The organism is Luteibacter sp. GL_149 (assembly GCF_057834065.1).
Genome location: NZ_CM174395.1, coordinates 848,718 through 863,182, shown reverse-complemented (window position 1 = coordinate 863,182; position 14,465 = coordinate 848,718). Strand labels below are relative to the sequence as shown.

The window sequence follows — 14,465 nt, the reverse complement described above, 5'->3', positions numbered from 1 at the left end:
CATTTTCGGGCGTTTTAGACCACGCGGTGTAACATGGAGTGCAACATGAGCCGGAATGTTGCACCACTATGGGAACGATCCAGACCCGACGTCGCAAGGACGGTAGCGCGGGCTTTACCGCCTCCATTCGCATCAAGCAGAAAGGCAAGGTCATCCACAGCGAGACGGAAACCTTCAACCGGAAGCCTCTCGCCCAGGAATGGATGCGCCGGCGCGAGGCGGAGCTCGACCAGCTACGAGCTCGTGGCCAGCTGACTACGAGCAAGTACACCCTTGGCGACCTGGTGAAATGGTACCGCGATACGGTGGGCCCGACCGCTGAATGGGGACGCACAAAAGCGTTCGACCTCGAGCGTCTGCAGCGCTACGACATCGCCAAGCGATACGCACACACGCTCACCGCGGCCGACTATGTGGATCACGTCGTCGCGCGGCGCGCCGAGGGCGCTGGTCCGGCCACCGCCGGCAACGACCTTATCTGGTTCGGCCAGGTCATCCGCTCCGCGCGGCCGTCCCTCGGTGTGCATGCGAGCCTGGACGCGCTCGCCGACGCTCGCCACGAGCTCATGTCCCGCCGGCTGGTCGCAAAGAGCCGGTGGCGCGATCGACGACTCACTGCCGACGAGGACCGTCGCCTGCAGGAGTACTTCGCGACGCCGGACGTGCGCGCGCTTATCCCCATGCTCGACGTCTACAAGTTCGCGCTGGCCACCGCCCGACGTCAGGAAGAAATCACGCGCCTACGTCGACCGGACCTCGACCGAAAGAACAGCGTGGCTTGGTTGAACGACGTGAAGCATCCCACGCAAAAGAAGGGCAACCGGATGAAGTTCCGCATGCTCGAATCGGCGTGGGAAATTATCGACCGCCAGCCCGACGGCGATTTCGTTTTCCCCTACGACCCGAAGTCGATCGGGTCGGCATTTGCTCGCGCGTGCAAGGTGCTCGGCATCAGCGGTCTCACGTTTCACGATCTACGCCACGAGGCCACAAGTCGCCTGTTCGAGCGTGGTTACCAGATCCAGGAGGTGGCGCAGTTCACGCTGCATCGGTCGTGGGCGACGCTGAAGCGCTACACCCACCTGCAGCCCGAGCACGTGCCTGAAAAATGAGGCGCGGCCGCCGAATCGCTGCTCTTAAGCTTTCCGATCGTCGCGACGTGCCTGCACAGACACCTCGCCAATCGTCCCGATCGCCCAGTCGTGGTCCATGGCCACAACCTTTTCTCGTGAGTCATCCCCGACCGCGAAACCCAGCTCCTTCACCTCGAGGCACAAGTCGGCCGAGCCGGCCTTGAGCACGTCTTGCAGACAACGCTCATCGACGGTCAGGGCTATCGAGCAAAGTGAGGCTGTACCAGGTGCGGTCGCACGGTGAACTTCGAAGGTGTCCTTGGGTGCTTCGGTCCCAGGCGACGGCGCACGCAACATGACGTCGAACGATCGCACGAATGGCGCTCCGAGCTCGACGCCTAGGCGAATTGTTTCGCCCGTGCGGAGCGAAGCCGTGCACGCGAGCACCCTGCCAGCGAAAGCCTCACCGCGTCGATAGAAAGGTTCGTGCCTCGCTTCAACTACCAGATTTATGTAAGGCATGACGATCCCGCTAGAACAAGTAACACAGCCTGACGCAGCGTCGGGCGGTGCAGGCTGACACCGACGACGAACCAGCACGTGCATGGCGTGGACTCGACTGCAGAGACGATATCGCCTCGTCCAGACGGCAGGCCACCTCTCTATATAGTATCCACAATGTGTGGCATCGTCGGAAAAGGGCGATAAAGGCGATAGGCCTGAAAAGAACGGGCGCTTTTTTCGCCATTTCAAAGGGTTAAGCCGAACATCGAAGAGCGATAAAAGAGCGATTTGACCGTGATTTGATTGCGTTCGTAGACAGCGATCTTTCGCTTTTTTTTAAATGTATAGAAATCAATTACTTATACTTAAACAGCGATATTGATCGCCTTTTGATCGCCCTTACCTTCGGTACTGGTACGCGTTGTGTCCCAACGGTCGCAGCTCGATTGTGGGAGGTTGGTCGCCTTTATCGCCTTTTCCCGCACGCAAAGTGCCGACAGAGTTTTCACAACGGACAGGGGGCGCGATGAGCTCATGGATGTGCACTGTGGACTGGCCGAAAGCAGTCGGCGTGGTCAAGGATTTGATCCTCGCCGGCGCGGCTTTAGTGACGGCACGGGCTGCGGTCCAGGGCATCAGCAAGTGGCGAGCCGAAGAACAGGGCAAGGCCGATTTCGACCTAGCACGAAGGGCGCTGCATGCGGTGTTCCGCTTCCAGTCCACCTTTCAGCGCGCGCGCTCCGTGTTCACGAGCGCAAGCGAGTTCCCAGATGGCCACGACGCCGTGGCTTCGACCGCAGAGCAAAAATCGGATGCGTGGGCACATGTGTTCCGCGGTCGCCTCGACAAGGTAAGGTCGCCGGCAAGGTCACCATCGGCCCGGGCGGCGACTACAAGAACCTGGACGCCCTGGTCATGGATGCCGTGTCGTCGCTGATCGACCCGTGGTATCGCAAGAGCACGGCGCTGCGTGCCCACGTGTCGAACACGCTGATGAGCGAGAAGTACTTCCCGATGGTCAGCCGAAAGGCGACCTCGTATTCCCTTACAACCCGAAGTCCATCGGCTCCGCCTGGACGCGTGCGTGCAAATTGCTAGGCATCCAAAACTTGCGGTTCCACGACTTACGCCATGAGGCGACGAGTAGGCTTTTCGAAAAGGGCTACGCTATTCAGGAAGTCGCCCAGTTCACCCTGCACGAGTCGTGGCAAACGTTGAAACGCTATACCCACCTAAAGCCCGAGAACGTGGCCGAGCGATAGGCCGAGCCATCCGGCGGGGGCTTGGATGGCGACCCACCAAAGGACGCCTGCTGTCGCTCGAAGTCATTCCGATGACTCTGCGCCGTCGCGTGCCTGTCGGCGCAAGGGAAAAGCGGTTGCAGAACTCGCTCGATCTTTTCTGTCCGCGATCGCGGTCGATAACCGTGCAACCAGACCAAAGCGCACGGAGTGCCTGATGACCCTACAACCCATCCTCAACGACCTCGACCTGCTCGGGTACCGCATCGACGCTATGGCGTCTCTCGGCGGCGCCTTCGCGTCGTCGCTCTCGGCCGAAACGTTGTCCCCGTCGGACCTGTATCACTTGTTGGCTACCTACGCGGGTGGACTGCTCGCACTACAACGGAAGATTCGTGCCGAGATTGCGGACTTGCCTGCGCCAAAGGACCAGCCGGCGACGAAATCGCCGACTTCACGCATCGACCGACCCTTGTCGGGAAGCGCGACCGCGTGTGCCGCATGTCAGGCAACCGCACCCCCAGTCGCAGCAGCGTCCTAGCGATCTACGGCGCCGGTCTACCGGCGCCAACAGACTGAAGGAACGATCGACAACATCATTTCCCAACGCCCTACTGCCTCGAAGGATAGGCACCATCGGAAAAGTGTAACCAGTGTAAGGACCGTCGATATCGCCAGTCATACGCATGATTTCTAAAGGGAAACGCGACGTATCCGACTGTAATGTTTAGTGTAATTTACTGTAACTTAATAACACTCTCTGACTGTAAGATTCGGTGACGAAGAATCAACGACTTACAGTCCAAATTACGTCCAATTGCGCGATTCTTACAGTTACGAATGGCTGAAAAATAGGCGTTTTGAGCGAATTTTCCCGATCATCCGCCAGTCCTTACACTTTTCCGATGGCCAAAGCTTTCATGAGCGCCACGACGCATCGAAAATGCGCATTTGGCTGCATCAATCCGCATCACCAAAGGTGCTACGCGGCTCCCATGCGGTCGTTGGTGGGCTTTGCCGAATCCAACTGCACCACTTGCATCAAAAAGAGGGAGAGAAGCGCGCAGGCGAGGAGGGGGGACGACCGCGCGCGCCGAGGTCAGACCCGCCCAACTGGTCACTTTTTGACCACCCCCGCAGAGGCCGTGTACGTGCGCGTGCGCCCTTCGTGCGGATTCCGGCTCAACTGATCACCCGTTCCGGTTGATGCTGACGGGCGATCTGGCTTTTTGCGCACGTTCGCTGGTGACGGGAGGGCGCTGCTCAAACTCCAAACAGAACAGGTGCTCGTGCCGACATAGAGAACTCCTCGAACTCCTTCAGGTGGACTCGCCGATCAGGGTTACGAGGCCGCGCAGTCTCGTCCGTATAAATGTAGAAATGGAGCCGACCACTGGATTTCTGCTGGGCGTATTCAGCCAACTCGTCATGTCTGAACAGCCAGATCGCTTGGCTCGACAAGTCCACCAGAGCTACCAACTCTGCAGGCGAATCGTCTCGCAGCCACCAGTCGAGGGCAGCTTTGCCTTTGCCGCCACCCGGCTTTGCCTTCTCGTTCGCTTTTACCTGGATGGTGTGTGCGGTATGGCGAGTCGGTGAATACGCGACAAGATCAACGCCCGTGTCCGTCGCCATCGGCGAAGACTCCACGCCGAGGAGCAAGAGCCGATACTGCACGAGCAACTCGCCACACTTTCCAATTTGAGCGGTAGTCAGTTTTTGCAACATTGAACCCTGTCCGGTTACTGCCCAAATGCATGGTAGGCGATCGCGTTCAGCGAAGCACTGGCGACGAGTCATTGCCAGACATGTGTTCAGGCCGTGCCGGAACGGGTGATCAGTTGAGCCGGAATCCGCACTTCGCGCAGCCAGTGAGACTGGCGCGCGCAATCATGTGCGCATGCCGCCACCGCCTATCCCTGAGCCCGTTTCCGATGACGAAGCCCGCTGGTTGCTAGTCCGCGCCGCGACCTCGCTTGCGCGGCTGGCATTTCGACTCGACACGTTAGAGTCCACGCCGAAAGCCGGTCGACCGTGGGTCTCCCGGGACATCCATCCCCCCGAACCATGGCTCGACGCCATGCCAGCCAACATCGCGTTGTCAGGCGTCATCAAAGCCGTACGTGTTGCCCAAGCGCTCCTGTTGGCGGACGCGACGTCGACCACGACGATCGACAGACGTCGTGCTTGCTTGATCGTTCAGCACATCGCGTGCGGTTCAGACAAATGGAGTAAGCCAACTCTTCGACTCGCCACGAAATTAGGCGTGATACTCGCCGACAGAGTCCGCGATGAAACGAACGGCTCGACGCTTCACAGCGCGATTCGGACTCTATAGCCGATCTAACTCACGAGCGAATCAGCAAGGGTCTTCAACCCTTCGCGTATTGCGCGTACAAACCCGCCGCAAAGAGAACGCACGATGCGATCACCACGAGCTTTGCCGTCGCGGACGTCCGCCAATTCTCCCGGCGGGCAGCGTTGTAAATCTCGCCCACCGTAGAACGCACTGAAGGACCTGGGATGAATGCGGTGTGCCAAGCGACCAACAGAAAGGCGCACATATACAACACATTCGGCACCGACGGAATTACAGCCACAAGTGCCACACCGATCAGTGCATACACGACTGCCCAGATGCGCCGGCTTCGCGGAACGGTTCGCCATTTTTGCATGGAACATCTCCGTCAGTGGGACGATAAGGGCCGCTGAGTTGAATCAGCGGCCCTGGTGTTCACCAGCCGCAACCGCCGCCGGCATCATAGTATTGCTCCATCGGCTGAGCGACGTCCCAGTCGCCCGTGAAAGAGACCGTTGCCCCGCTATAGTTGGTCACCGGATACCCGAACAGGGCATCGTAGGCGGACTGATAGTGCCCCTTCTCCACCTCCGAAATCGCCGCTTGGGCAGCTTCGACTGATCCACCTATCGTGGCGCCGATCGCGTCGCCCAGTGACGGATCGTAGTTGGTGATGAGGTAATTGATGCCTGAGCCGATCGCTGTTCCCGTCAAGGCGGCAGGAATTAGCTTGTTTGCGACAAAGAGCGCCGTCTCAGACAGTGCGCTTGCCGCGCTTAAGCCACCCACCGGCGCAGTGCGGAAATCGAGATAGATTTCCTCAAGCGTCATATCCGTGTTCGGCGCCGCAGTTCCCCCACCGCCCCCTGTTCCACCACCGCCACCGCCGTCGCCGCCACCGGGCGGGGGCAGAAGCATGGGTTGCACGGTACCGACCTTCGCCGCAAACGAAACGCGCACGGCGCTCGGCGCGTACTTATCGACCGAAGCTTTCACCACATCCGGACCGAAAGCACGGGCGACACGGAGCAACCCCTGGTCACTGAGTCGGCTGGCCAATGTTGCGAGCAACGGCGTGTCCCTGGTTCCAGCCGTCGCCTTGTAGTGACGAGCGATCGCGGCCAGTTCCTTGTCCGTCAGATTGTTCAGAATGCCTTCCGTCGCACCACCCGCAAAGCTCGCTTCCATTACCGCCGCGAAGTTCTTGTGGATGGTTGCCGCGTCGGTGCCAATTACCCTTGCTGCTGCCCCGACACCTGGGACGCGAACGGACGTGCCTCCGGTCAAAGCAGCTCGTGCGAGCGCTGCGTGCCGTGCTGCTCCTGCGCTACCGACCCGAATATCGGCCCAAGGATCGGGGTTCGAATCGTCGGGATTGCACTGTTGCATCAGGTTTGGCGTAATCGTCGGTGGCTTTGTCGCGGTCGTCGCATAAGCGGGTGCGATCACTAAACATGCGGCCACCGCGCCGCACAGAGCACTGCATCGTAGCTTCATTGGATGATCCCTCATTGGTCCCCTGCGAGACGACCATAGATGGCTGCAATGAGGGCTCGCAACGCCGCAATCTTGCGATTTCACCGCAAGTTTTAGCGATGCAGCAACCACAGCGCTACAACATTTTGATTGGGAAGATGCAGAAAAAAACGTGTAGGGGGAGCCCTACACAGCTTCTTGCGTTCCGTTAGCTATGACATTCGATAATTGTGACGTGGTTCGCACGCGCGTTCTGTCGGAACGCCTGCGTCGACACCAGCAACATAGGACCAGATCATTCCGTCTGCGGCTTGAACCGGATGGCCTCGACACCCAACTCCTCGTTGATCGCCTTCATGCGCGCCTGGATCGGGAGAATTTCCGTTCGCACGAATGCCGCGCGAGCCTTCTCCACGTCGCCAAAACCACCGGCATTGTTTGGCACGACGCCCAGCAGCTGCGGCGGGACGCGATGCGCCGCAAGCATGTCGTCGCGACTGGTGTTCTTGATCGAGGCAAAGTCATCCCGGGCGCCCACTTCGCTGATCGGGATCAGTTTGATGCCGTCCTTATTGCCACCGGGACTGTAGACGAACAGGTTGCGGAAATTACCCGGCCCCTTGGCATCCTTCAATGCCTGGCGAATGGCGTCGATGTCGTCCGGGTTCTGCGCCGGATCGGTCATCGACAGGATGAAACCTGCGTGCGACCCGTTGTCGTAATACTTCCGCCGAAACAGCGTTGCCGAGCGGTTGAGTTGGGCCGCGTGCAGCGCACTCAGATACTCGGGAACGCCGTAGACTTCCTGACGCACATCCACGTCGAACAGATGGACGACGCTGTCGCTCGCGAACTGGTACGCAACCTGACCTTCGGGCACGAACCAAAAGTCGCCACGCTTCAGCCCTACCCGCGTCTGCAATGCGGGACTGCGCTGCAATCGCAACAGCCGCCCGCCGATCGAGTCGGCCCGTTCGAGATACGCATTGGCAAAGGTGATGAAGTCCAGCGAAAACGCCGAGAACTCGCGTGTCGACAGGTAGGGGCTCGGCACGAACGCCTCAACGAGCAGGTTGCGCTTGAGGAACATCGCGGACGAGTGATGCGGTGCGACGCTGGTCATGTTCGCCAGGCCACGCAGGCTGACAGGCGGTTCATACCAACGCCCTGTGCTGAACACCTGTGTGTAGTCGAACAGCGAGGCACGGTCGATTGGCTCGGGCTCACCGAACGCAAAGGCGGCCATCTTGCCCGGTGGCGACGTGGGTGGCGCGGCGGTGGCGTCGACCTGCGCGCGAGCGCGGCGGTTGTTCTTTGCCATCAAGAAATCTCCATAATGGATGCGCCGTGGGCTCGCGGGCCGACGAGCGGTTCGAAAATCAAGGAATGCATGACCGCCCAGGCAAGATCGGCGTGACCGACCTCGTCGGATCGGCTGGCCTGGTACGTGACGTGTCGGCCGCTGGCCGTCACGGTCTTACGAATCGCCATGAATGCCGCGGCCAGATCGGTCCAGCCTGCGTCCCATTCGAGGCGACCTTTGCTCATCGCGTCGGAGGCTTTCATCACCATCTGACCCTTGAGCTCAGGCGAATATTGAAGCGCGCGGGCCGCTGGAAAGAACTGCTTCACCAACTGGTAGACGCCAAGGCCCACCGTCGCCACCGCCACCGCCGCGTCGACACTCGTCCCCGGCATCGACGGGAACGCGCTGGTCGGTGCGATCGCGGGCGGCGCCATCTTCGTCACCAGCGCGCGCGACTTGCCCCTGGTATCCCGCCTCGTCTACCTGCTCGTCAGCGCGGGCGCGGGCTACGTTGCCGCACCAGAAATCTTGCAGCACATCCCGCTGCATAGCTCGGGTGTCGCCGCGTTCCTCGGCGGTGCACTCGCCGTCACCGTCACTACTCAATTCATCGAACGCGTCAAGTCGTTCGACTTCACCAGCGTACTCAAGCGCGGAGGCTGACCCATGCACATCGCCCATTTCACTCTCTGGTCCCTGGTCATGCTCGCGGCATGCCTCGTCGCATCGCTGCGCCTGGTCACCTTCCGTCGCGGCCCATCGCGTCACCGCATGTTTTATGCGTGGCTGTCGTGGCTTTACGTCGTTGCCCTGACCGCCGTCGCGGTCAAGGTGGCGTGCGGCGTTCGTCCTCCACCTGGACCGCTGGAAGCGCTGGGCTGCGTCGTCATTGCCGCCCTACTCATCGCTCATCGCGGCAACCTATCGCACCTCCACCGGGCGCTACGGCGCGCGTACGACGTATTGGTCCACGGGAGCGTCCTGTGATCGAGCTACCGGAGAAGCGTGTCGACCGACTCATCGATGAGGTGATCGCGATCGAGGGCGGCTACGTCAAAGACAATGCCGATCGAGGTGGCGAAACCTGCTATGGCATCACGGTAGCCGTCGCCCGGGCGGCGGGATACGCCGGTCCGATGCAGGATATGCCGAAATCTGTCGCGCAGGCCATCTACCGCCGTCAGTACGTCACTGCGCCCGCATTCGACCAGGTACTCACGATCGATCCGAGCATCGGCGCCGAGCTCGTGGACACGGGCGTCAACATGGGACCGACCGTTGCCGCCTCCTTTCTTCAGCGTTGGCTCAACGGGTTCAACGTCGATGGCACGCGTTACGCCGTCCTGACGACCGATGGGAAGATCGGCCCCGTCACCTTGCGCGCCCTGCGCGCATACATCCAGTGGCGCGGCCCCATGGGTGTTACCGCCCTGCTGCGCGGTCTCAACGCTTCCCAAGGGGCGAAATACCTTGGCATCACCGAATCCGACTCGACCCAGCGCCGCTTCCTGTTTGGCTGGGTCACCAACCGCGTGGAGATTTGACCTTGCGCCATCCGCACGCACCGCCTTGCAATGAACGCGTCGTGCTGTTGAAAGTCCTCCACGTCGGCGCCGTTCTGGTCGCCCGGAGGGAATCGGCATGAAGTCCCTCGCCATCACTCTTCTGACGTTGTTCGCGGCCGCCTGCGCGCTCCTCGCGTGGCAGCACCACCGTACTGTCTCGCTCACGACGCAACTGGCATCGGCACAGGCCGCCGCGCTCGCTGCCGACTGGGAGGCGAGTGCCGCACGCGCCGATCTGGTGCGCGTCACTGTGTACGTCGACAAGGTGCGCGTGATCCACGACGCCATCACCGCCATCCAAAAGGACATCCCACGCTATGTCACCCCAGAAGCTGATCGCCTTTTCCCTCTGTCTGTGGGCTTTGTCCGCGTGCACGACGCCGCGTCCGCTGGTGTGCCCCTCCTACCTGGCACCGGAGATCCTAATGCGGCCCGCTCAGACGTTACGCCCTCTGTCGCCGCCAGCATCATCGCCGGGAACTACGGGGTCTGCCACGAAAACGCCGCGCAGCTGACGGCGTTGCAGGACTGGGTCAGGGCGCATGAGGCGCCCGTGGTAGCAGCGCCATGAAAAAGCTGGCCAGCTTCCGCCACGCGTTGCTGGCGAACGTCGGCGAGCTCGCCACCGACCCGCAGAACCTCGCGATATTTGCCGAGCGCGGCACACTCCAATCCACGGGCGGAGACGCCCGAGGCTGGCAGTACGCCTACCAACTGACCGCGATCGTGCAGGACTTCGCCGGCGACATGGACCAGCTGACGGACACAGTGCTTCAATGGGTGCGCGTCGAACAACCCGGCGCGCTCAAGAACAACGAATTCAACACGCGCGGCGTTCGCTTCGAAGTGGAGATGCTGTCGACGGAGCTCGTCGACGTGCAGATCGAGATCGACCTGATCGAGGCCGTCGCCACACGAGACGGCAAAACCTTCGACCATCCGCCCGAGCCGCCCGCCGATCCCACGGCGATGTGGTGATGACGGACGATCTGCACCACCTCGAAGCGTGGGTTGCGCCGCTCATTGCGAAGCTGTCAGCTTCCGGCCGGCGTGGCCTTGCACGGATCATCGGCCGTGACCTGCGCAAGTCCCAAGCACAGCGCATTGCGGCGCAGCGCGAACCCGAGGGCGCCGCGTTCGAAGAGAGGAAGGCCCGCAAGGAACCGTTACGCGGAAATCGCGGAAAGATTCGCAAACGGAAAACGGCCATGTTCGCCAAGCTGCGCACCGCGCGGTGGCTGAAGGTCATCGCCAGCACCGACAGCGTGCAGGTCGGATTCACTGGCCGCGTCGCGCGCCTGGCGCGAATTCACCAGGAAGGTCTGCGCGATCGACCCGGCCCCGGCGCCCCCGAGGTTCGCTACCCACGACGCCAATTGCTCGGGTTCAGCGAAGCGGACCGCGCTATGGTTCGCGATCACCTGCTTGAGCATATTCGCGACTGACACGTTGTTCTGTACATACGCTGCCAGAACAGCCACCGCGTGCCTTGAAAATAGGCCTCGGCCAAGCTGCATGGCATGTCCGAAGACCTCGCACGACGCCTGGCAAACCTCATCCGGTACGGCACCGTTGAATCGGTGACCACTGCGCCACCGCGCGTCCGTGTGCGGGTCGGAGGACTCCTAACCACACCCAGTCCATGGATCTCGCTTCGGGCGAGCGACCGAGTTCGTAAGTGGTCGCCGCCCTCGAAAGGCGAACAGGTCTTGTTTCTCTCCCCCAACGGTGACCTCGCGGCCGGTGTAGCCCTTTGCGGCATCTCATCCGATACGTTCCCTCCGCCCGAGGGCGCGAGCCTTAACAACGTGATCGTGGCGTTCGGTGACGGCGCCGTGCTGCTGTACGACATGGTTGAGCACGCCCTGAGAGGAACGCTGCCCGCCGGCGGCCGCGTCGAAATTACCGCGCCGGGTGGATTTCTGTTCAAGGGCGATGCACGGCTTGAGGGCGACCTCAACGTACAAGGCGACGTCGATATCAGCGGCGCTGCGCATGCAACCGGTCAGATTGCCAGCGATGACGACGTGCTGGCCGCAGGCGTCAGCGGTAAGGGTCACGCGCACGACAAGACACAGCCGGGTTCAGGCGTGTCGGGTGACCAGCTCGATCTTAAGTTCGAAGCCACGGATGGGCGCGTCGCGCTGCCGCGAACTGGCGTGGAACTCGAAGTGATGCTTGGCTTCGAGGGCGCAGGCGTGCAGCTGCAGGGCACTTTCACCGTCGACGAGGTCGAGCACAGCGGCACGCCGGACGCGATCACGGTGCGCGGACGGAGCGCCAAGCTGGCCTCCGGTATCAACACCCGCAAGGAACGCAGCTGGAGCAACACGACGGTCGGCCACATCGTCAATGTGATCGCCGGTGAACACGCACTGACGCCGCGCGTTGCCGCGTCGCTCGCCGGCATTGCCGTGATCCGCCACAGCCTCGAATGCAGGTGTGGAAGGTCGACAGGATTGCACGTGTCGCTGGCCAGCGCGGAATCGGACTGGGGGCAGCGCTACGGCCAGATGCCGCTCGCCCTATCTCCGCCCGCCAAGGCTTCTCAGAAAGCCGCTGCGCGCCGCCGAAACGTCGTTAGGAGCCTCGCACGTGCTCAATGACATACGCGACGGGACGACTTTCGGCGTCCCACCACGTGAGCATGCAATCGAACTACAGCGGCGCGTGATGGAGGCGCGCGCCCGCCTGCGGGAGGGCTACACAACGAGAACAAAGGTCGACGCACTGATGCGGATCGTCGCGGAAAAACGCGGTGCGCGTGCTGCTGACCGGCTTAGGGACGACATGCGCGAACAATGGCGGTGCAGAGGTACCTGGTCGGCGGAAGCCACACGATGAATACCTTTTTCTCCCTCATGGCCGAATACAGCACTGCCCATATTCCACTCGATCGCTGCTGCCATTTGTTCGGCCTCGCACCGGAGGAAGCTGCGAAGCGGGCGATTCGCCACAGGCTTCCTATCCCGGCCTTTCGCGCCGGCTCACAGAAGTCGCCATGGATCGTAGATGCGGGCGAGCTTGCAAAATATCTCGACTCGCTGAAGGCCAACGCCGCAGAAGAATGGCGACGGATAAAAGGCGGGCCTTAAACGGTCATGGCGATTCTGGCAACGCCGTGCCTGCCCTTGGGCAGGCACGCGCCAGGCCGGCCATCAACACCCGAAGTAGGGGGATCACCGGGAACCAGCGATCACGGCGGCGCAACGAAAATGCAACACGTGAATTTCCATTCGCCTTCCAGGCCTTGCGCCCCAACGCCTACGGAAAACCATCCGTCCAGTCCATCATGGGGGCGACGGTGAGGCGGAAGGAAGTGGGGTCAATACGGGACATGGCGCCATTGTAGGGTGATCATGCCGGGCTTCCGCAAATCGAGGCAGGAACCACTAAAGCGACGGGCCAGACGGATGCGGCCAGCAGACCCCGCATTCGGAATGAAACGAAAGTCCGCGTCGACTTTGACCCAAATTGAGAGCCACATGTCAGACAACACGCGCATCGACGAGCTACGTAAGCACAGAGCGAAGGTACTGAACGAGACAGAGTTGATGAAACGCCGCGAGCGCTGCGGGCAAGGCATCGTCGATGCCCTTGCCCATGCGATAGGAGCCGGCATCTCCCTTTCCGATTTCCACGTAGACAAAGAGACGCCGTTCCCAGTTGACTGGCCGGAACGGCTCAACGAGGCCCGCGGCCTTGTCGCGGCTTACATCACCAAAGAGCGAGCAAAAGATATTGCTGCTTGCATACAAGCGAACCTCTTCGAATTTCGGGGTTTGGTCGGAATCTACGGCAACGAATTTCTTGGCCTGTCCGACGTATCCCAGGTAAGCATCACGGGCATGATCGAAGCCTGCGAAGCAGCCAATGACTCGGTCGTCTTCTACCCGAGCGGCATCCAAGGGGCCATCGTCTTTGATTGCTATAAGAGCCCGCCTGGCACACCACCCTTCAGCGTACTGATTCAGGGAAGCACGCTGACGGAATTGCTTTCCGACTGTATTACGTAGCGTCCATAGCAAGTGCAGACGCTCACAAGACCCGCCACCCCCACTTAAGCGGGCGGGCTCGTTAGCCGCCGTCGCCAGGACGGCACGAGCAGTAGGCATTGCCCGACCTATTGCCGTTTCAGCAGTTTGCGGGGCGTCCACATCGCGCTCGATCACTCGATCCACCAGCGCCATGGATCAAGGCTCCATATCGACGGACAACGTCAGGAAAGGCTAATCCGCCCGTAGCCATTTTTAGCTAGGAAGGCATTGTGTTGCTGAACGTAGCAACGAACATTGCGGCCTTTATATGAGACGGAGAAGATCGCCCCGGCCCCTTTGTCAAAATAAAGGTCGTCCAAGTGCCCGCCGCTCGCGGCGCGCAGCGTTGTAAATCTCGCCCGCCGTAGAACGTACTGAAGGGCCGGGAATGAACGCGACGTGCCAAGCGACCAATAGAAAACCGCACATATACAAGATATTTGGCACCGAGGGGCTTACAGCCACAAGCGCCACACCGGCCAGTGCAGACACGACTGCCCAGATACGCCGGCTTCGAGGAATAGATCGCCACTTTTGCATGGAACGTCTCCGTCAGTGGGACGATGAGGGTCGCTGAGTTGAGTCAGCGCCCCCGGTGTTCACCGGCCGCAACCGCCGCCGGCATCGTAGTATTGCTCCATCGGCTGGGCAACGTCCCAATCGCCCGTGAAAGAGACCGTCGCGCCGCTGTAGTTGGTCACCGGATACCCGAACAGGGAATCGTAGGCAGACCGGGACAAGCTCAATGGCGATGAATCGACAGCCAGTAACGGTACGAAGATAAAGATTCTGACGGATGGCGGCGTCGCCGATCTTCATTCGAGCACGAAGAGTCAGGATTACCCACAAGGTACGCCAACCATCAAAATTAAAGGCCCCGACGGTAAAATCATAGGAACCGTCCGGTACCCGACGCCAGCCGTGCCACCGCCGCCCCCACCGCCACCGGACCCTATATTTTGAA

The 14,465-nt window shown here is 61.0% G+C and carries 20 protein-coding genes; 14 read left to right on the top strand and 6 right to left on the bottom strand.

All coding sequences use genetic code 11. The annotated features are described in order from the left end of the window. Positions 1-68: 68 nt before the first annotated feature. Complete coding sequence (locus AC3IR3_RS03835) at positions 69-1,112, top strand: site-specific integrase (protein ID WP_489195700.1); 1,044 nt, start codon at positions 69-71, stop codon at positions 1,110-1,112. 24 nt (positions 1,113-1,136) lie between these two features. Here AC3IR3_RS03835 and AC3IR3_RS03830 read toward each other — a convergent pair whose 3' ends face one another. Next, the gene (locus tag AC3IR3_RS03830; protein WP_489195699.1) at positions 1,137-1,448 is read right to left on the bottom strand and encodes a hypothetical protein; all 312 of its coding nucleotides are present in this window, start codon (positions 1,446-1,448) and stop codon (positions 1,137-1,139) included. A gap of 945 nt (positions 1,449-2,393) precedes the next feature. Here AC3IR3_RS03830 and AC3IR3_RS03825 point away from each other — a divergent pair. From AC3IR3_RS03825 to AC3IR3_RS03815, 3 genes are all read left to right on the top strand, one after another. Continuing rightward, positions 2,394-2,675, top strand: a complete 282-nt coding sequence (locus tag AC3IR3_RS03825) for a P2 family phage major capsid protein (protein WP_489195698.1) — start codon at positions 2,394-2,396, stop codon at positions 2,673-2,675. Then, positions 2,639-2,839 carry a tyrosine-type recombinase/integrase gene (locus AC3IR3_RS03820; protein ID WP_489196874.1) on the top strand — a complete coding sequence of 67 codons (201 nt, stop codon included), beginning with the start codon at positions 2,639-2,641 and terminating at the stop codon, positions 2,837-2,839. The genes AC3IR3_RS03825 and AC3IR3_RS03820 overlap by 37 nt, the downstream gene beginning before the upstream one ends. Before the next feature lie 196 nt (positions 2,840-3,035). Beyond that, the gene (locus AC3IR3_RS03815) at positions 3,036-3,359 is read left to right on the top strand and encodes a hypothetical protein (RefSeq protein WP_489195697.1); all 324 of its coding nucleotides are present in this window, start codon (positions 3,036-3,038) and stop codon (positions 3,357-3,359) included. Positions 3,360-4,081: 722 nt separating this feature from the next. Here the strand turns inward: AC3IR3_RS03815 and AC3IR3_RS03810 are convergent. The 4 genes from AC3IR3_RS03810 to AC3IR3_RS03795 all read right to left on the bottom strand — a co-directional run bounded on the left by AC3IR3_RS03810 (position 4,082) and on the right by AC3IR3_RS03795 (position 8,333). Then, positions 4,082-4,546, bottom strand: coding sequence for a hypothetical protein (locus AC3IR3_RS03810; protein ID WP_489195696.1), 465 nt, complete (start codon positions 4,544-4,546; stop codon positions 4,082-4,084). Positions 4,547-5,552: 1,006 nt separating this feature from the next. Beyond that, entirely contained in the window at positions 5,553-6,614 is a 1,062-nt protein-coding gene (locus tag AC3IR3_RS03805) for a hypothetical protein (RefSeq protein ID WP_489195695.1), read from the bottom strand. A gap of 274 nt (positions 6,615-6,888) precedes the next feature. Beyond that, positions 6,889-7,914: a phage portal protein gene (locus AC3IR3_RS03800; RefSeq protein WP_489195694.1), complete on the bottom strand. Its 1,026-nt coding sequence runs from the start codon at positions 7,912-7,914 to the stop codon at positions 6,889-6,891. After that, a complete protein-coding gene (locus AC3IR3_RS03795; protein ID WP_489195693.1) occupies positions 7,914-8,333 on the bottom strand; it encodes a phage terminase large subunit family protein in 420 nt (139 codons plus the stop codon). Before AC3IR3_RS03795 ends, AC3IR3_RS03800 begins: the two co-directional genes overlap by 1 nt. Between AC3IR3_RS03795 and AC3IR3_RS03790 the strand changes: the two genes are divergently transcribed. From AC3IR3_RS03790 to AC3IR3_RS03745, 10 genes are all read left to right on the top strand, one after another. Next, positions 8,290-8,562, top strand: coding sequence for a putative holin (locus tag AC3IR3_RS03790; protein ID WP_489196873.1), 273 nt, complete (start codon positions 8,290-8,292; stop codon positions 8,560-8,562). The genes AC3IR3_RS03795 and AC3IR3_RS03790 overlap by 44 nt on opposite strands. 3 nt (positions 8,563-8,565) lie before the next feature. Further along, positions 8,566-8,886: a phage holin family protein gene (locus AC3IR3_RS03785; protein WP_489195692.1), complete on the top strand. Its 321-nt coding sequence runs from the start codon at positions 8,566-8,568 to the stop codon at positions 8,884-8,886. Beyond that, on the top strand, positions 8,883-9,443 hold the full coding sequence (locus AC3IR3_RS03780) for a glycoside hydrolase family 108 protein (protein WP_489195691.1): 561 nt from the start codon (positions 8,883-8,885) through the stop codon (positions 9,441-9,443). Before AC3IR3_RS03785 ends, AC3IR3_RS03780 begins: the two co-directional genes overlap by 4 nt. Before the next feature lie 97 nt (positions 9,444-9,540). Then, positions 9,541-10,035 (top strand): hypothetical protein, encoded by a 495-nt coding sequence (locus AC3IR3_RS03775; protein WP_489195690.1) that lies wholly within the window; start codon positions 9,541-9,543, stop codon positions 10,033-10,035. After that, entirely contained in the window at positions 10,032-10,442 is a 411-nt protein-coding gene (locus AC3IR3_RS03770; protein WP_489195689.1) for a phage tail protein, read from the top strand. The genes AC3IR3_RS03775 and AC3IR3_RS03770 overlap by 4 nt, the downstream gene beginning before the upstream one ends. Next, a complete protein-coding gene (locus AC3IR3_RS03765; protein WP_489195688.1) occupies positions 10,442-10,909 on the top strand; it encodes a phage virion morphogenesis protein in 468 nt (155 codons plus the stop codon). Before AC3IR3_RS03770 ends, AC3IR3_RS03765 begins: the two co-directional genes overlap by 1 nt. A gap of 75 nt (positions 10,910-10,984) precedes the next feature. Further along, positions 10,985-12,070, top strand: a complete 1,086-nt coding sequence (locus tag AC3IR3_RS03760; protein ID WP_489195687.1) for a phage baseplate assembly protein V — start codon at positions 10,985-10,987, stop codon at positions 12,068-12,070. Between the two features lie 67 nt (positions 12,071-12,137). Further along, a complete protein-coding gene (locus tag AC3IR3_RS03755; RefSeq protein WP_489196872.1) occupies positions 12,138-12,308 on the top strand; it encodes a DUF7696 family protein in 171 nt (56 codons plus the stop codon). Then, positions 12,305-12,559 carry a pyocin activator PrtN family protein gene (locus AC3IR3_RS03750; protein ID WP_489195686.1) on the top strand — a complete coding sequence of 85 codons (255 nt, stop codon included), beginning with the start codon at positions 12,305-12,307 and terminating at the stop codon, positions 12,557-12,559. The genes AC3IR3_RS03755 and AC3IR3_RS03750 overlap by 4 nt, the downstream gene beginning before the upstream one ends. 390 nt (positions 12,560-12,949) lie before the next feature. After that, positions 12,950-13,480 (top strand): hypothetical protein, encoded by a 531-nt coding sequence (locus tag AC3IR3_RS03745; RefSeq protein WP_489195685.1) that lies wholly within the window; start codon positions 12,950-12,952, stop codon positions 13,478-13,480. 620 nt (positions 13,481-14,100) lie between these two features. Here the strand turns inward: AC3IR3_RS03745 and AC3IR3_RS03740 are convergent. After that, the gene (locus tag AC3IR3_RS03740; RefSeq protein WP_489195684.1) at positions 14,101-14,241 is read right to left on the bottom strand and encodes a hypothetical protein; all 141 of its coding nucleotides are present in this window, start codon (positions 14,239-14,241) and stop codon (positions 14,101-14,103) included. Positions 14,242-14,465 lie beyond the last annotated feature (224 nt).